The 13,552-nt window shown below is 70.4% G+C and carries 12 protein-coding genes; 4 read left to right on the forward strand and 8 right to left on the reverse strand.

Going from position 1 to position 13,552, the window contains the following annotated elements; genetic code table 11:
- Positions 1 to 347: 347 nt before the first annotated feature.
- The 5 genes from OG272_RS46490 to OG272_RS46510 all read right to left on the reverse strand — a co-directional run bounded on the left by OG272_RS46490 (position 348) and on the right by OG272_RS46510 (position 5,068).
- Positions 348 to 833, reverse strand: a complete 486-nt coding sequence (locus tag OG272_RS46490; protein WP_331722234.1) for a hypothetical protein — start codon at positions 831 to 833, stop codon at positions 348 to 350.
- A 194-nt stretch (positions 834 to 1,027) separates the two neighbouring features.
- Entirely contained in the window at positions 1,028 to 3,037 is a 2,010-nt protein-coding gene (gene traB / locus OG272_RS46495) for a plasmid transfer protein TraB (protein WP_331722235.1), read from the reverse strand.
- 14 nt (positions 3,038 to 3,051) lie between these two features.
- Positions 3,052 to 3,600, reverse strand: coding sequence for a plasmid transfer protein TraA (gene traA, locus OG272_RS46500; RefSeq protein ID WP_331722236.1), 549 nt, complete (start codon positions 3,598 to 3,600; stop codon positions 3,052 to 3,054).
- A 317-nt stretch (positions 3,601 to 3,917) separates the two neighbouring features.
- A complete protein-coding gene (locus tag OG272_RS46505) occupies positions 3,918 to 4,946 on the reverse strand; it encodes a DUF2637 domain-containing protein (protein WP_331722237.1) in 1,029 nt (342 codons plus the stop codon).
- Positions 4,943 to 5,068 (reverse strand): hypothetical protein, encoded by a 126-nt coding sequence (locus OG272_RS46510; protein WP_331722238.1) that lies wholly within the window; start codon positions 5,066 to 5,068, stop codon positions 4,943 to 4,945. The genes OG272_RS46505 and OG272_RS46510 overlap by 4 nt, the downstream gene beginning before the upstream one ends.
- A gap of 333 nt (positions 5,069 to 5,401) precedes the next feature.
- Here OG272_RS46510 and OG272_RS46515 point away from each other — a divergent pair, with 333 nt between their 5' ends.
- The 4 genes from OG272_RS46515 to OG272_RS46530 all read left to right on the forward strand — a co-directional run bounded on the left by OG272_RS46515 (position 5,402) and on the right by OG272_RS46530 (position 9,483).
- Positions 5,402 to 6,142, forward strand: coding sequence for a GntR family transcriptional regulator (locus OG272_RS46515; RefSeq protein WP_331722239.1), 741 nt, complete (start codon positions 5,402 to 5,404; stop codon positions 6,140 to 6,142).
- A 382-nt stretch (positions 6,143 to 6,524) separates the two neighbouring features.
- Positions 6,525 to 6,725 (forward strand): helix-turn-helix domain-containing protein, encoded by a 201-nt coding sequence (locus OG272_RS46520; RefSeq protein WP_331722240.1) that lies wholly within the window; start codon positions 6,525 to 6,527, stop codon positions 6,723 to 6,725.
- Positions 6,726 to 7,081: 356 nt separating this feature from the next.
- Complete coding sequence (locus OG272_RS46525; protein ID WP_405896151.1) at positions 7,082 to 8,032, forward strand: bifunctional DNA primase/polymerase; 951 nt, start codon at positions 7,082 to 7,084, stop codon at positions 8,030 to 8,032.
- Positions 8,033 to 8,154: 122 nt separating this feature from the next.
- Complete coding sequence (locus OG272_RS46530; protein ID WP_331722230.1) at positions 8,155 to 9,483, forward strand: phage/plasmid primase, P4 family; 1,329 nt, start codon at positions 8,155 to 8,157, stop codon at positions 9,481 to 9,483.
- Between the two features lie 1,596 nt (positions 9,484 to 11,079).
- Here OG272_RS46530 and OG272_RS46535 read toward each other — a convergent pair.
- The 3 genes from OG272_RS46535 to OG272_RS46545 all read right to left on the reverse strand — a co-directional run bounded on the left by OG272_RS46535 (position 11,080) and on the right by OG272_RS46545 (position 12,762).
- On the reverse strand, positions 11,080 to 11,487 hold the full coding sequence (locus OG272_RS46535) for a hypothetical protein (RefSeq protein WP_331722231.1): 408 nt from the start codon (positions 11,485 to 11,487) through the stop codon (positions 11,080 to 11,082).
- 88 nt (positions 11,488 to 11,575) lie between these two features.
- Positions 11,576 to 11,911, reverse strand: a complete 336-nt coding sequence (locus tag OG272_RS46540) for a hypothetical protein (RefSeq protein WP_331722232.1) — start codon at positions 11,909 to 11,911, stop codon at positions 11,576 to 11,578.
- Between the two features lie 26 nt (positions 11,912 to 11,937).
- Positions 11,938 to 12,762: a recombinase family protein gene (locus tag OG272_RS46545; protein WP_405896152.1), complete on the reverse strand. Its 825-nt coding sequence runs from the start codon at positions 12,760 to 12,762 to the stop codon at positions 11,938 to 11,940.
- Positions 12,763 to 13,552: the final 790 nt, after the last annotated feature.

The following is a 13,552-nucleotide window of genomic DNA, read 5'->3' on the forward strand; positions in this document are numbered from 1 at the left end:
CGAATCGCTCGGCACGCGGCCGCGGAGGTACTGCTCGAGGAACTGCCGGCAGCGGGCCTACGAGGAGCGGCGCCTCGAGGCGCAGGTGCGGGAGGCGCGGGCCGCTGCCCTTGCTGCTGCTCTGCGCGGAGCAACGTCACGTGACAGTGGAGGAACGTCACGTGACGTTGTGCCGGAGCAGGGGGCAACGTCACGTGACGTTCCCCAGCAGTTGCCAGAGCAGCGGTACTTCGTCATGGGCGGGGTGGCGATGCCGATCGAGCGGCGCCCTCGAGGGAGCGGGTAGAAACGCCAGAGCCCCCGCCGGGACGTGGCGGGGGCTCTCTGGTGTCCGGTCGGTGCTGCGGTCATCCCTCGATCCGGCTGCGGGCGCCGATGCCCCGGGCGGTCGACGTGATCTCGGTCCGCTTGATCACGGTGCCCTTGTAGATGTTCGTGGTGGACGCCCGGCGGGCGCGGGAGATGGCGCCGCCAACGGCCATGGCTGCGAACCCGATCCCGGCGAACGGGGCGAACATGCCGATGACCCCGAGCAGGGTCATCGAGGACAGTCCCTCGAGGATGAGCCAGGCGCCGCAGCCGATGCCGGTCACGCCGGCGCCGATGCCGATGGACGCCACGGCGACGCCGGTTGCCCACTCGGGGACGATCCGGCTGTCCGGCTGCGCGACGGGTGCGGCGGTGCCGATGGCCGGGGCCGGGACCGGGGACGTGTCGCGGAAGCTCGTCACGACCGGTGTCGCCTCCTCGAGCCGGTACGCCTCCCGGATCAGGCGGGCCGCCTCGGCGGAGGCCTCGGAATCGGTAAGGGGATACTGCGGGTTGGTGGTCACGGGAGCCTCCGTGGCTGTCGGGCGGGCCGCCCCGGTTGCTGCGGGGCGGCCTGCCGTCGTTCGGTGTGTGGGGCGGTGTGCGGTCAGGCTGTGCGGCGGTGTGCGGGGCGGTGTGCGGCCCTATTCACACGCCGTGTGACGTGGGGATTCGCGGTGTGCGGCTGTGCGGGGGTGTGCGGCTGTGCGGACGCCCGTCAGACCCCTGCGAGGGCGGGAATCAGGCGGTAGACGCCCTCCTCGCCGGTCGCGGCCAGGCGGCCCTCCTGAGCCATCCGCTTCATCTCCCGGGAGACCCAGGACCGCTCACGGCCCAGCTGATCGAAGTACGGCCTCATGTCCTTCACGGCGACCGTGCCGGGGCCGACAGAGGCGAGCATCTCCACCAACTCGGCGAGCAGCTCGCGGGCCTCCTCGGTGGACGGGGGGTCCCCGGCCGGGAGCTCCGTCGTCGCTCCCACGGGCGGGAGATCGGCAGTCACGTCGAGGTCGGCGTCCTCCGCGTCGACGAGCCGGGCGACCTCCTGGGCGGACTGCTGTTCCTCGGTGAGAGCCGGGGCCGGGGCGACCGGGGCGCCGGCGCGGGCGCGGCGGTTGGTGAACAGCTCACCCGCGACCTTCTCGGCGGCGGCCGCCGTGACCGGGCCCAGCTCGGGGCGCACCCCGGCGAACTGCTGGACGACCCATGCGGCGGCCTTCTCGTACTCGCCGGACGGGCCGGTCCAGAACGTGCGGGCCGGGTTGGCGTACAGGTCTTCGTCCACCCCGGCGCTGACCAGGTAGACGTACCCCTTGCGCTTGTTGCCCCACGCGGCCGGGTTGGCGCCCGCGTCCAGGACCTCCTCGGGGAGGGCGAAACCGGCGTCGTCGCCCCGGACCCCGAAGCACATGGCGGCGGGCAGGCTCGCGCGGGTGTCGGTGGACAGCTGGTAGCCGGAAGCGCGCTGCATCGAGACGACCAGCGAGACGCCGGCGGACCGGGCCTCTTGGGCGATGCCCGTGAACACGTCGTCCCCCAGCTCCCGCAGCAGCTTGGCGGCCTCCTCGAACCAGGCGACCAGGTACGGCATACCGGGGCAGCCGCACGCGCCCGACGTGGCGCAGGAGTGAGCGGGGTCGTTCTGCTGCTCGGCGGCCGCGGGCTCCCATGCCCGGTACGCGTGGTCGCGCAGCCAGGAGGTCCGGGCGGGGATGACGGCCTGGACGGCGGCGACCATGGCCCCGGCCGACGGGGTGTCGAGGGCCGCCCAGTCGAGGGCCGGGAGCAGCGGCTGGAAGTCCTGCCCGGCCTTCGCCGCATCGGCCAGCCACACGGCCACGTCGCTGCGGGTCAGCAGCTCAAAGAAGAGATCCAGGGCGCCCTCGGTCTTACCGCTGCCGGTCATCCCCATGACCAGGAGGTGGATCGCGTCCAGGAGCGGCAGGACCAGGTCGCTGCCGTCGTCGTAGACACCGATGCGCAGCGGCACGGCGACGGACTGGCCGGGGGCGAACGGGCCGGGCCAGCGGGTGGCTTCCTTGAGCATGTCCTCGGGCACGATGACGAACTGGCCCTTCCTGGCGGAGTCGGGGTCGTGCTGGACACGGATGGCGGTGGTCGGCACGTCGAGGGCGGACGCGATACGCGGGATGGCCTTCGCGACGTCGTCGTTGGTGAGTTCACCGGCGGGCAGTTCGTAGGGCACGGTGACCCGGTTCGGCTCGACCCGGACGTCGCGCAGCTTGGTGCGGGCCAGGCCGACCTTCTCGAGGAGTCCCTTGTCCGAGTCGGACCCGGAGCCCTCGGGCGTCGACGAGCGCATGACCTGGCGGATGTTCCACGACAGGGCGAGCGTCGCCCCACCCATCAGGTACAGGTCGGGAAGCGGGCCGGTGAGCGGGCCGGACAGCGCGGCCGCGGTGAGCCACGCCGACCCGGCCGCCACGGTGATGGCGGAGTGGAGCCGACGCTGCGGGCCGGTGGCCTTGCCCGCCCACCAGGTCGCGGCCGTCAGGGCGGTGGACGCGAGGGTGAGGCCGACGCCCGCCCACGGCGACTCCGACCACATCACGTTCGCGCTGGCACCCGCCACGCCGACGCCCGTCGTGACGATCCACGGCGGGGTGTACGGCTTGGCGCGGTGCCACAGCCAGGCACCCAGCCCGGAGGCTGACGAGCCGGAGTTGAGCCGGTCTTCCTGCTGCTGAGCAACTTCCTTGCTGGCCATGGAGGTACCGCCTCTCAGAACTTGAACGGGTTGGTGGTCGCGGCACGCTGCGGGCGCGGACGCATCAGGTCGGCGTACTCGCGCTGGAAGGCGGCATACGCGGCGACCGCGTTCTTCGCGGCGGCGGTGGCCCCGTCACCGGCCCGCTTGAGCTTCCAAGCCACCTTCTTGGCGCGCATCTTGGTCTGGATCACGTTCTCGCCCGGCAGCGGCATGGACTGGCCCAGCCGGGCCTCGAGGATCTTGGCGGCCATGGCCAGTTCGATGGAGGCCTGGAGCATCAGCGCCCGCAGGTGGTTGCAGTAGTTGCGGACGTCGTCGGTGTTGTTGAACTCGGGCTCCCCGAGGATGAACTGCGACTGACGACGTCCGCCGCGCGCGCCGCCGTTGTTCTGCGTCCGGTTGATGTTCACGGTCACCGGCGGGACGAACGCGCCGCCCATCGCGCCGACGAAACCGCCGGCCGCCGCGCCCGCGTTCGCGAACTTGGTGCTGTCGCCCGGACGGTTACGCCCGTTTCCGTTGGCGCCGGTCTGCGGGGGGACGTTCCGTGTTCCTGCCATCGTGGGTTTCTCCTGGTCAGTGAGTTCGGGTTACGGACGGCTGTCCGGCCCTCTGCCGTCCCCGGGCCGCTGCTCCCCGGGGGCGACAGGGGACCGTCAGTCCTCCGCGCATTCGCACGTACAGCCGCGGCCCGCACAGCGGCCGCAGTCCTGGCAGGTGTCGCAGGCCTTGCAGTGGTGGCAGCCGCGCGGGACCGGCGGCCAGCAGTCACAGCCGGTCGGCTCCCACGGGTCGGGCGAGCCGAAGAGGTTGAACTGCCCGGCCGTGGGCGCTTCGGGGGCACGCTTCGGGGCGCGGGGCCGGATGCGGCGGGCGGTCACCGGGCACCCCCGACGGCGAGCAGCTGGTCGTCGTCGACGTCGACCAGGGCGAGCAGGGTCGGGTGTTCCTCGGCGGCCGGGACCGCGTGCAGCGGTACGGGCTCGGTCGTCTCGGTCGGCTGCTCCTGGTCGACGTCGACCCCGGCGGGCGCCGGCGCTTCGGTCGACTGCTCCTCGGTCGGCTGCGACTCGAGGGCGAGCAGGTCCCGGATCTCCCGGGCGCGGGCTGCACCGACCCGCAGCGCGGTCCGGATCCTCTCTGCCGACTCCTGGTCGACCGCCGGGAGCTCCCGAGCCTCGGTCAGCAGTTCCTCGAGCGTCCGGCGGGGCGCAGTCGAGCGGGCGGCGGCCGGAACCGGTCCGGTCTTCGGTCGGGTGTTGGTCCGCATCGGTCGGGGCCGCTCGGTCGGGGTCGACTCGTCGGCGGGTACGGGCTCCGGGTCGGGGTCGACCGGGGCCGACTCGACAACGGGAGTCGGGGCGGCCGGGGCCGGGGTGGTGGACTGCCGGTCGGGCTGTTCAGCGGTCGACTGCTGCTCGCCGGTCGGGGTCGGCTCCGGGCGGTGGTGCAGTACTCGGGCTACCAGGTCGGAGCCGAAGTAGATGGCCCCGACCGGGAGCGCGGCCGCCAGACCGACGAGCGCCCAGTGGGCCCAGTCGTTGGCGGCGAGTCGGACCGTCGTCCCGGTCGCTACGTCGTGCAGCTCGGGCACGAGTCCGTGCACGTAGTTGAGGGTCAGCGAGGCGGCCGTGTAGGCGCCCAGCACCCGCAGCGCGGTACGGCGCGCGTCGTCGGTCAGTACGAGGGTGGCGACCAGGGCGAGCGCCATCAGTCCGTCGACCACGAACGGGTAGAGGACGGCGGCGAACTCGGGGATGCCGATGGCGGTGGCGACGTCCCGCAGCGCGGTCCACGACACGGCGAACGCCATACCGACGACCGAGCCGAGCGCGGCGACCAGGGCGACGCGGGCCTTGCCGGAGAGCAGGCGCCGGCCGGACGTCGGGAGAGTGGAGGTGCTCACTGCTGACCACCCCCGCGGAGCCGTTCGGCGGCGAGACGGGCGGCTTCGGCGGCTTCGGCCGCGCGGCGGGATTCCTCGATGCGCTGCTGGGCGAGCGCGTCTGCGGCTTGCTGCTCGGTCACAGCGACCCCCCGGGAATCCGGCGGGGCAGCGGCGGCAGGTCGGGGTGCGGGCGCGGCGTTTCGGTGTCGCCCGGGTGATCCGCCCTGTTGGGGGCGTAGGTACGGTTCCTCATAGGTCGCTCCAACCAGCGATCTGACGACGGCTCCCGGTCTTGCCACCGGGAGCCGTTCTACGTCCGGGAAGGTACGTATCGATCCGCAGTCAGGTACTTCTCGTACCTTGCGGTAGCCATGAAGGTACATGGCGTACCTGACAGGGTCAACCGGTGTACCTTGGCGAGTGACTGATGTACCTTCGAGAGGTACTGCCTAGCCGACAAACAGGGAGAAGCCGTGGCATACAAGGCACCGGAAGGGAAGGGGTATGCCGATGTGGCGGCCCACTTCCGCACGCTGATCAAGAACGGGGAACTCGCTCCGGGTGACTCGCTCCCGTCAGTGACCGAGATCCGCGACCAGTTCGGCGTGGCGTCCAAGACCGTGAGCCGGGCGCTGGCCCTGCTCAAGAGCGAGGGCCTGGTCACTTCTCGCGGGTCGCTGGGCACGGTCGTGGCGAAGTCCCCGATCGTCATCACAGGTGCGGACCGGCTGATCCGCATGGAGAAGAACGGGTTGCGCTACGCGCCCGGTGAGACCTCTTCAGGTCACCGCGTCATGCGCCGGTCGGTCTACGACCCGGAAGTCTGCACCGCGCTCAACTTGGAGCCCGGCGACGAAGCCGTGATCCGCATCCGAGTCTTCCGCCAGGACGACAAACCGACGTCGGTCGGCATCTCCATCTACCCGCCCCACACCACTGCTGCTGTCCCCGAGTTGGCTGACGACGTCCGCATGGTGAAGCAGTTCGACAAGCTCTATACCGAGCGGACCGGCCTCGAGGTAGTGAAGGGGCAGCGCACTGCCCACTCCCGGCACGCGTCCCAGGACGAGCTGGCCGCTCTGGAGATTGATGCCCCGCCGCACTCGGCCGTGCCCGTGACCGTCACCGTCGTGACCTTTCATGACGACGAGCGCGCGCTGGGCTACTGGGAGGACGTCTACGCCCCCGGCACGCGCGTACCGCTCTCGGACTGATGGGCGCCGGCGGCGAATTGCAGTCCCCGGAAACTCTGATCTCTCAGCAGTGCCACCCTGTCTGTTCAGCGACGGGGGAAGGCAGCCCGGACACAAGCGACACGCCGGGATAGCGTTCTCTCGGATCAACTCACAACAGAAAACAGGGAGCTGGGTTGCTCACCATGAGTGATCACAACCCAAGTAGGCGGTACTGAACGGCACCAAACGGGAGTAGACGCGAGTGAATGCGAGTCGCTGGCAACTCCGAGTAGTCCCGAGTGGTCCCCAGTGGTCCCGAGAGGCCCCGAGGCGGGCCTAGGTGGCGTTCCTGGCGAGGCCTCAGGGTGTCGCGTAGGTCCGGTACCGTCTCCCTAAGCACTAGAGCCGCAGGAGGGCACACATGGACGCACTGTCCAACGGCCCCGAGTGGTTGACGGTCAGTGAGGTGGCTCGGCACTTCCGAGTCTCCACACGAACCGTGACCCGCTGGGCCCTGAGTGGTCAGCTGCGGATGCGGCGGGTCGGGCCCACGGGCCGACTCATCCGGATCCATAGCTCAGAACTCAACAGCGAGCAGCACGACCTCCCGGCCTCTGCCTGATGCAGAAATGCGCTGAGGGCCCACCGCGCCAACGGTGGGCCCCCATGAGGCGCATTCCGGGAATCCTAGTCCGCCGGACAGCCACCCGGCGGGGACACGGAAGCGTTGCACTCTTCAGACCGGTGCAACGTCAGAGTAGCCACTGTTCCCTACGCAGGGAGCCATCGGGTTACTCACGTTGTCCACACGGGTGGCTGTCCTCTACCTCACTTTTGAGGCGCAGAGTGCAACAGAACCAGCAGGTCAGCGCACCTATCCCCAAAGATCCATCCACCCCCCGCGACAGCCCCGCTGTGGACGCTGTGTCCACGGCGGTTGCATCGCCCTCAGCGAACGCGACCGAGACGCAGCGGTCCGTGGCGCTCACGTGGGTGTCCCGTGGCTTCCCCGTCGTCCCCTGCTCGCGGGAGGACAAGCGGGCCATGGTCGGCGGGTTCCGTATCGACTCCGGCCCCGAGGATCTCGCCCCGTTCTCCGACCCGGAGCAGGTACGGGCCTGGTGGTCCGGGAAGTTCAAGCGCGCACACGTCGGGCTGCTCACCGGGCGCGGTGGTCCGGCCGGGCGCGGCCTGGTCGTCGTCGACTGCGACATGCCCAAGGGCGAGGAGCCGCTCGAGGGCCGGTGGTCCGGCTGCCACGGCGGTACCGACGTCCTCGAGCTGCTCGCCCGTGAAGCCGGTGCCGAGTGGCCCGACACGTACACCGTGCTCACGCCCTCGGGCGGACTGCACCTGTACTTCCTCCAGCCGGAGGAGGGCCCGGTCATCGGCTGCGCGACCGGCGCCGGCGGAAACCTCGAGCGGCCCCGGCCGCCGCACCTCGGTCCGCTGGTCGACGTGCGCGGGATCGGCGGGTACGTCATCGCGGCCGGGTCGTACTCGAAGGCACAGGGCCGGATGTACGAGCGGGTGAGCGCCCCGGACGTGCGGCCGCAGCCGCTCCCGGGTTGGCTGCTCGAGCTGCTCCGTCCGGCCGCTGCTCCCGCTGCTCCTCCCCGGCCGCCGTCGCCCTTGCGGATCCTGCCGACTGCCTCGCAGTCGGAGCGTGCGGCGGCTGGCGCCCTCGAACATTCCGTGCGCCGTGTCGAGAGCGCGTCGGAGGGCGAGCGCAACCGGCAACTGTTCTCGGCTGCCCGGTGGCTCGGGGAACTGCACGGCACCGCGCCGGACGTGTTGGACGAGACGACCGTGCGGGAGCAGCTGCTCGCCGCTGCTCTGCGCTCGGGGCAGACGGAGCGGGAGGCACTCCGAACGATCCGGTCCGGGTGGGAACGCAGCCTCTCCGGGACCGGGGCGGGTGCAGCGTGACGACAGTCGAGGACATGTGGGAGGGCGAGACCCTCGAGGACCGGCCGCGGCCGCCGGCCCAGCAGCGGAGGGTGGTCCGCCGACCCTCGAGGCAGCCCGTACAGCACCGCGGGCAGCTGCGTATGGCAGAGCGATTCCTGGCAGACCACCGGGACACGCTGCGGCACGTCCACGGGATCGGGTGGCACGAGTGGGACGGCGCCCGGTGGCTCATGGACGAGCAGCGCGTAGATCTCAACTACGCCGTAGAGACCGTGAAGAACGCCCTGCGAGAGCTCGAAGATCTGAGCGGGGACGAACGCGATGACCTGTACAAGGACATCCGGAAATCAGAGTCCGCCAGCGGACTCGAGGGCATGGTCAAGATTGCATCCGCCCGTCCGCCAATGAGCGTGGCAAGCAAGCAACTCGATGCCGACGCGTACCTGTTCAACACCCCCACTGGCACTGTGAACCTGCTGACTGGGGACGTGACGGACTGCTCTCGGGATGACCTGATTACGAAGGTGGCCGGCGCCGGTCTGGACGACGGCGAACCGGAGGAAGGCGACGGGGGAGCAGCCGAGTTCGTCGCATTCCTCGAGCGGATCCTCCCTGATGAGGAGGTCCGGTCGTTCGTACAGCGGTTCTTCGGCTACGCCATGCTCGGCAAGGTGACCGAACACGTGATGCCGATCTTCACCGGGAGCGGCGCGAACGGTAAGGGCACGCTGCGGGATGCCGTCATGAGCGCATTCGGTGACTACGCGATCGAGGTAGACCCGGCGATCCTCATGGAGTCCAAGCACGAGCGGCACGGTGCCTTCAAAATGCGGCTGCGCGGAGCCCGGCTCACCTTCTGCTCGGAGACGGAGAAGGGGAAGCGGTTCGCCGAATCGACCATGAAGCGGCTCACCGGTGGCGACCCCATCGAGGCCAACCTGATGCACAAGAACCCGATCACGTTCGACCCTTCCCACTCTCTGATCATGCTGACCAACCATCTGCCAGCAGTCTCCGGTGATGACCCGGCCGTATGGCGCCGCATCCTCGTCGTGCCGTTCGACGTGGTCATCCCGGAGGAAGAGCGCGATGGTGGTCTCCCCGACCGGCTCAAGAAATCGGCGCCGGCAGTCCTGGGGTGGGTCTATGACGGGTGGCTGGACTACCAGGAGCAGGGGCTCAATCCGCCGGAAGTGGTCAGGGTCCGGACGCAGGAGTATCAGGCTGCGTCTGATGTGCTCGGCAGGTTCCTCGAGGAGCGGACAGTCTCCAGCCCTCACGCCGTAGTGAGGGCCCGTGAGCTGTTCACCGCGTGGACGGCGTGGTGCCACTCGAGCGGCGAACAGTCAGGCACAGAGAAGGCCTTTGCCGAGTCCATGGCTAACCGCGGGTACGTCAAAAAGGATCGGAACATCGGTCGCGTCTACCTCGGCGTGATGCTTGCTGGAGTCGACGACGAAGACGAGTAACCCGCCGGAGAGCCGTCGCCCCCGCTGCACCGTGGCGGGGGCTCTCTGCTGTCCGGGGCAAAACGCTCTGACCTGGGAAAGTGGAGGGTGGTGGTGGGTTTCCCGGTTCTTTCCCATAGGCGCACGTATGGAGAGTTTCGGAAAACCCACCACTACCCTCCACTCTGGTTGCCTGACACAACCAAATGACGGCATCCGGCAGGACCGTCCACGACCTCCCCCGGGGGGTGGGTGACCCTCACAGCAGCCACCCACCCCCCGCGCTCGGGAGCCGGACCTGGAGGCAGTCCGGCGGGTGCCGCTCGAGGGTCGTGCGGCGGAGCCGCTCCCCATTGCTGTGACCCGCAGACGACGCCCGGAGAGCCTCGAGGAGCGGGTGAACGCTGGAACCCATAAGACGCTGGAATCGGGCTCGGCGAGGCGTGCCTTATGGCGCGGCACGTCGCGCGCGGGTTGGTGGTGCGGGTGTTGGTGCGAGCAGCTGCTCGCACGTGCGCGTGAGGGGGCGGGTATCCGGATGCGCGGAATCCTCCAGACCCGTACCGGAGGGCAGCGCCCATACGCTCCCGGTCCGGCGGAGGGCCCCCGGGGGGTGTCCCCCCTCAGCCCCCGGGGTGGCTGTCCCCAGGGACGCGCGGCCGGGTAACTGGGCCCAGTGACCCACAACTCGCTGTGGGCATGTACTGCCGTCAGTCCCGGACGGGTTGGGCGCCGGCGGGGGGCTCGAGGGCCCACGTGATCAGAACAGCGGGATTCGCGGGTGAGGAACTCCGGCTCCCCGGCGGGCGGCCGGTCGCTCGAGGGGGAGGCACCCCCCAGGGCAACGACATACGGGGGGAATCGGACGGGGGTGGGCCGTTCCTGCTGGTCGGGCGCTCGAGGGTCACACCCCCCCATTGTTTTTCTGAGCACGCGTGTGCGCTGCTGACCGCGACGGGCCCCCGGCGGATCGGTCTGGCGATTCCGACTCCCCTACCCCCGCCGGGTCGGCGAGCAGCTGCTCGAGCCGGGAGTATGCGGATGGTGGCCGGGTTGCCGACGACGTTCGGCAGTCCGTGCAGCAGCGTGGGGAAGTCGGCTCCGCACGGGCCCCTCTCGCGCGGTGGTGATCGTCTGGCCGACCCTTTGAACCTGACAGACCCCCGGCAGACCTCCCCGGCGTTCCGGCCTCCCCGTGCTCCGGGGTCCACCCCCCGGGCGGGATTCAACGTGCGGGATGTGGGTGCGGGGAGCAGCGCCGCCATGATCGCGGGCGGGTATTCGACTGCGGGGAGAAACTTCTCAGGGGGTCGCGGGGTTGGGATCCGGCCCGCGCAAAAAACCGGGCGAGCAGTGCGTGAGGGTCGCTCGCTGCTCCTCCTCGAGGGCGAGTCGGCCCCCCCCCCCGGAGCCTCCCCGTCGTTCCGGCGATGTGTCACGGTCAAGGGGTGTCCCGGGCGCGCGCGCGTTGGTGGGTCCAGAAAGTCCAGAAACCCCCGCGCGTGAGCAGGGGGGTGGACCGGTCCCTGTACGCGCGGGGAGGGGTGGAACCGGATACTGCCGGGACGACGGAGGGCCCGCAGCCACCCCGGCCGCGGGCCCTCGAGTTGGTACGGGTCAGGGGTTGGTCAGGTCGGCGAGGATCTCGCGGTGGGAGTCGTCGTCGATCCCGAGCGGCGTTCGTCCCTTGGCTACGTCGCCCCGGTACATGCGCTGTTGTCCGTCTGCCCACGTGCGCAGCCGGTTCCGGACGTCGTCCTCGGTGGTGCCGAGCGCGGCCCCGATCTGCTCCCACGTGGCGCCCATACGTCGGGCATCGCTGATGTACAGCCCCGTGTGCTCGAGGGAGCGGCGCACGCTCTCACGGAGGGCGAGCACTGCCACGGCGTCCGCGGCCGTTCCGCGGAGTCCGCGGCTCTCGTGGATACGGATGCGTTCCGCCTGCCATTCCAGCGGCGTGGCAGGCGGTACGTCGTCGGGCGTGCGGATCTCGATGGTCTGGAAGCGCTCGTAAGCGTCGGTCATGCGTCGGTCCTCCGTGTTTTGGGGTGGGTTGGGTTGGTCCGGTCGTGTTCCGTTGGCGGGATGTCGCGTTGGCTGGTGGTCGGGTTGGTCAGGCGGCGGCGAGCGCGCGGCGTGCCTCGGTCACTGCGGTGGTCGCGTCGGGCCAGCAGAAAAGGCGGTCGACGCTCAGAGCGCTGATGGACTCCTGCCACCCCTCGGTCGTCCAGGCGCGGCCGCCGCCGTATGCGGGAACGCTCACGGCCCACCCCATGCCGTTGACGAGTGCCTGGCGCCGGACGATGAGGGTCGTACCGCCGTTCTCAGGCAGGGGGATGCGGTACTCGGTGGCGTCTGCGGCCAGCGCCCGGACGCGTTCCAGCTCGGCCCTGAGATTGGAGATCTCCGAGAGGAGGTCTTCGCGGGTGCGGGGGTCGGTGTCGGTCACGTCGTGCTCCTGGTCGTCGTGGTCGGTCAGGTGAGCCGGGACAGGATGCGGTCGGCTCGCTGCCGCTTGATCTGCTCGCGCTCGGCTGCTCGTGCGTGCGCTGCCTGCTCGCGTGCAGCTGCTCGGGCGTCCGGGGAGAGCAGCCGGGCAACGGTGGTCGGGTGCCAGCGGCCGCCACGCTTCGAGGGGATGCCGGCGGAGTTGAGCCGGTCGCAGATACCGCGGATGGACACGCCCTCGGTCTGCCATGCGCGCATCTGCTCGAGGACGGCGGCCTCGTCGGAGTCGACGGTCAGCACCTTGTCGGCTGCACGCTGCCCGTAGGCCGGGGCCCCGTAGGCGTATCCGCCGGCGGCCGCCTTGGTCTTGCGCCCGTTGCGGAGCCGCTTGGTGATGAGTCCGCGCTCGAGCTGAGCGGCCGCGCCCATGACCTGACGGACGAACGTGCGCATCGGGTCGTCCTCGTCGTCGGCCAGGTGCTCGCCGTGGTCGACGGTGAACACGCGGCCGCCGTGCGCCCACACGACGGAGAGCGTCGCCTCCTGGACGGTCAGCTCGCGGGCCACCCGGTCGAGGTTCGGGGCGAGGATGCCGTCAGCCTCCCCGGCCGCGACGAGCGACAGCGCTTCGTGCAGTCCGGGGCGCTCGTCGTCGGCAGCCTTGCCGGTGATCCCGCCATCGGTGCAGACCTTGACGATCCGGATGCCTCCGAGCGCGGCGCCCGACGTGCGCGCCCACTTCCGGCAGTCCTTCTCCTGCGCCTCGAGGCCGTAGCCGTCGAGCTGTCCGGCGGTGGAGACCCGGAGCAGGATCACGAGTCGGAGAGCGGGAGTTCGGGGAGTCGTCGTCATGCCGCCACTGTACACAGTTTTTGGCATAGATGTAACACCCTATGGTCAGAGCCAAATTGGGTGTCAGGGCAGTCATGAGACGACACGAGCGGACACGACGGACGCGCGGCCGGGGGTCGGGTGACGGTCGGTCACCACCAACGGGCCCCGGCGGGAGGTTAGTCCGCTGATATCTGTAATACCCCGGTATGCCCGTATCGGGCGGGAGGCGGAGCGGAACTCGAGCAGGGGGTGGGCGACCCTGAACGCCCTTGTCACCCGCTTCTCTCCCCGTGGCGCGGCGCCGGTCCGGAGCGCGGGAGGATCGGCCCGTGACTCGTCGAGAGCTGGGCATGGGACCGACTGCGGACACGGCGGCCGGGGAGGCAGCAGGGGCGCGGCTGTTGCCCGTAGAGAGGCTGATGGACAGAGAGGGCGGCCGGGAGGCAGTCCAGGGCGAGCAGCGGCCGCAGACGGGCGTGCAGCGCCCCGGGCGGCGGCGGCTGGGAGTTCCGCCGGGCGGGATCGAACAGGCGCCGGTGTAAAAGTGCCAGAGGTGTACGGCGCACCCGGGTCCCCGGAGCAGCGGGTGGCATGACAGCTCTTGCAACTCGCGCGGGGGGACGTCGTCGCGCTCCTGGTCGTCGTCGTCCAGGGGGAGCGGTACGTGAACCGGATGACGTACGGCGGCCGCCGATGACGTCCCCGCCTCCCCGGCCGGGAGCTCCGCGCGGCTACGGTCTCGCCCATGACTGACGAGACGACGTCGCCGGCTGCCCCGGTGTGTGTGCGGGAGAGCTGCGAGCGCCCG

The sequence above is a fragment of the Streptomyces sp. NBC_00104 genome (genome assembly GCF_045160825.1).
In the GTDB taxonomy this organism is placed as follows: domain Bacteria; phylum Actinomycetota; class Actinomycetes; order Streptomycetales; family Streptomycetaceae; genus Streptomyces.

What these genes read in the sequence shown, in the direction of transcription:
- traB (WP_331722235.1), bottom strand. Translation starts at nt 3,037, where the DNA reads ATGGCCAGCAAGGAAGTTGCTCAGCAGCAGGAAGACCGGCTCAACTCC.
- traA (WP_331722236.1), bottom strand. Translation starts at nt 3,600, where the DNA reads ATGGCAGGAACACGGAACGTCCCCCCGCAGACCGGCGCCAACGGAAAC.
- OG272_RS46520 (WP_331722240.1), top strand. Translation starts at nt 6,525, where the DNA reads ATGGACGCACTGTCCAACGGCCCCGAGTGGTTGACGGTCAGTGAGGTG.
- OG272_RS46530 (WP_331722230.1), top strand. Translation starts at nt 8,155, where the DNA reads ATGGCAGAGCGATTCCTGGCAGACCACCGGGACACGCTGCGGCACGTC.
- OG272_RS46535 (WP_331722231.1), bottom strand. Translation starts at nt 11,487, where the DNA reads ATGACCGACGCTTACGAGCGCTTCCAGACCATCGAGATCCGCACGCCC.
- OG272_RS46545 (WP_405896152.1), bottom strand. Translation starts at nt 12,762, where the DNA reads ATGACGACGACTCCCCGAACTCCCGCTCTCCGACTCGTGATCCTGCTC.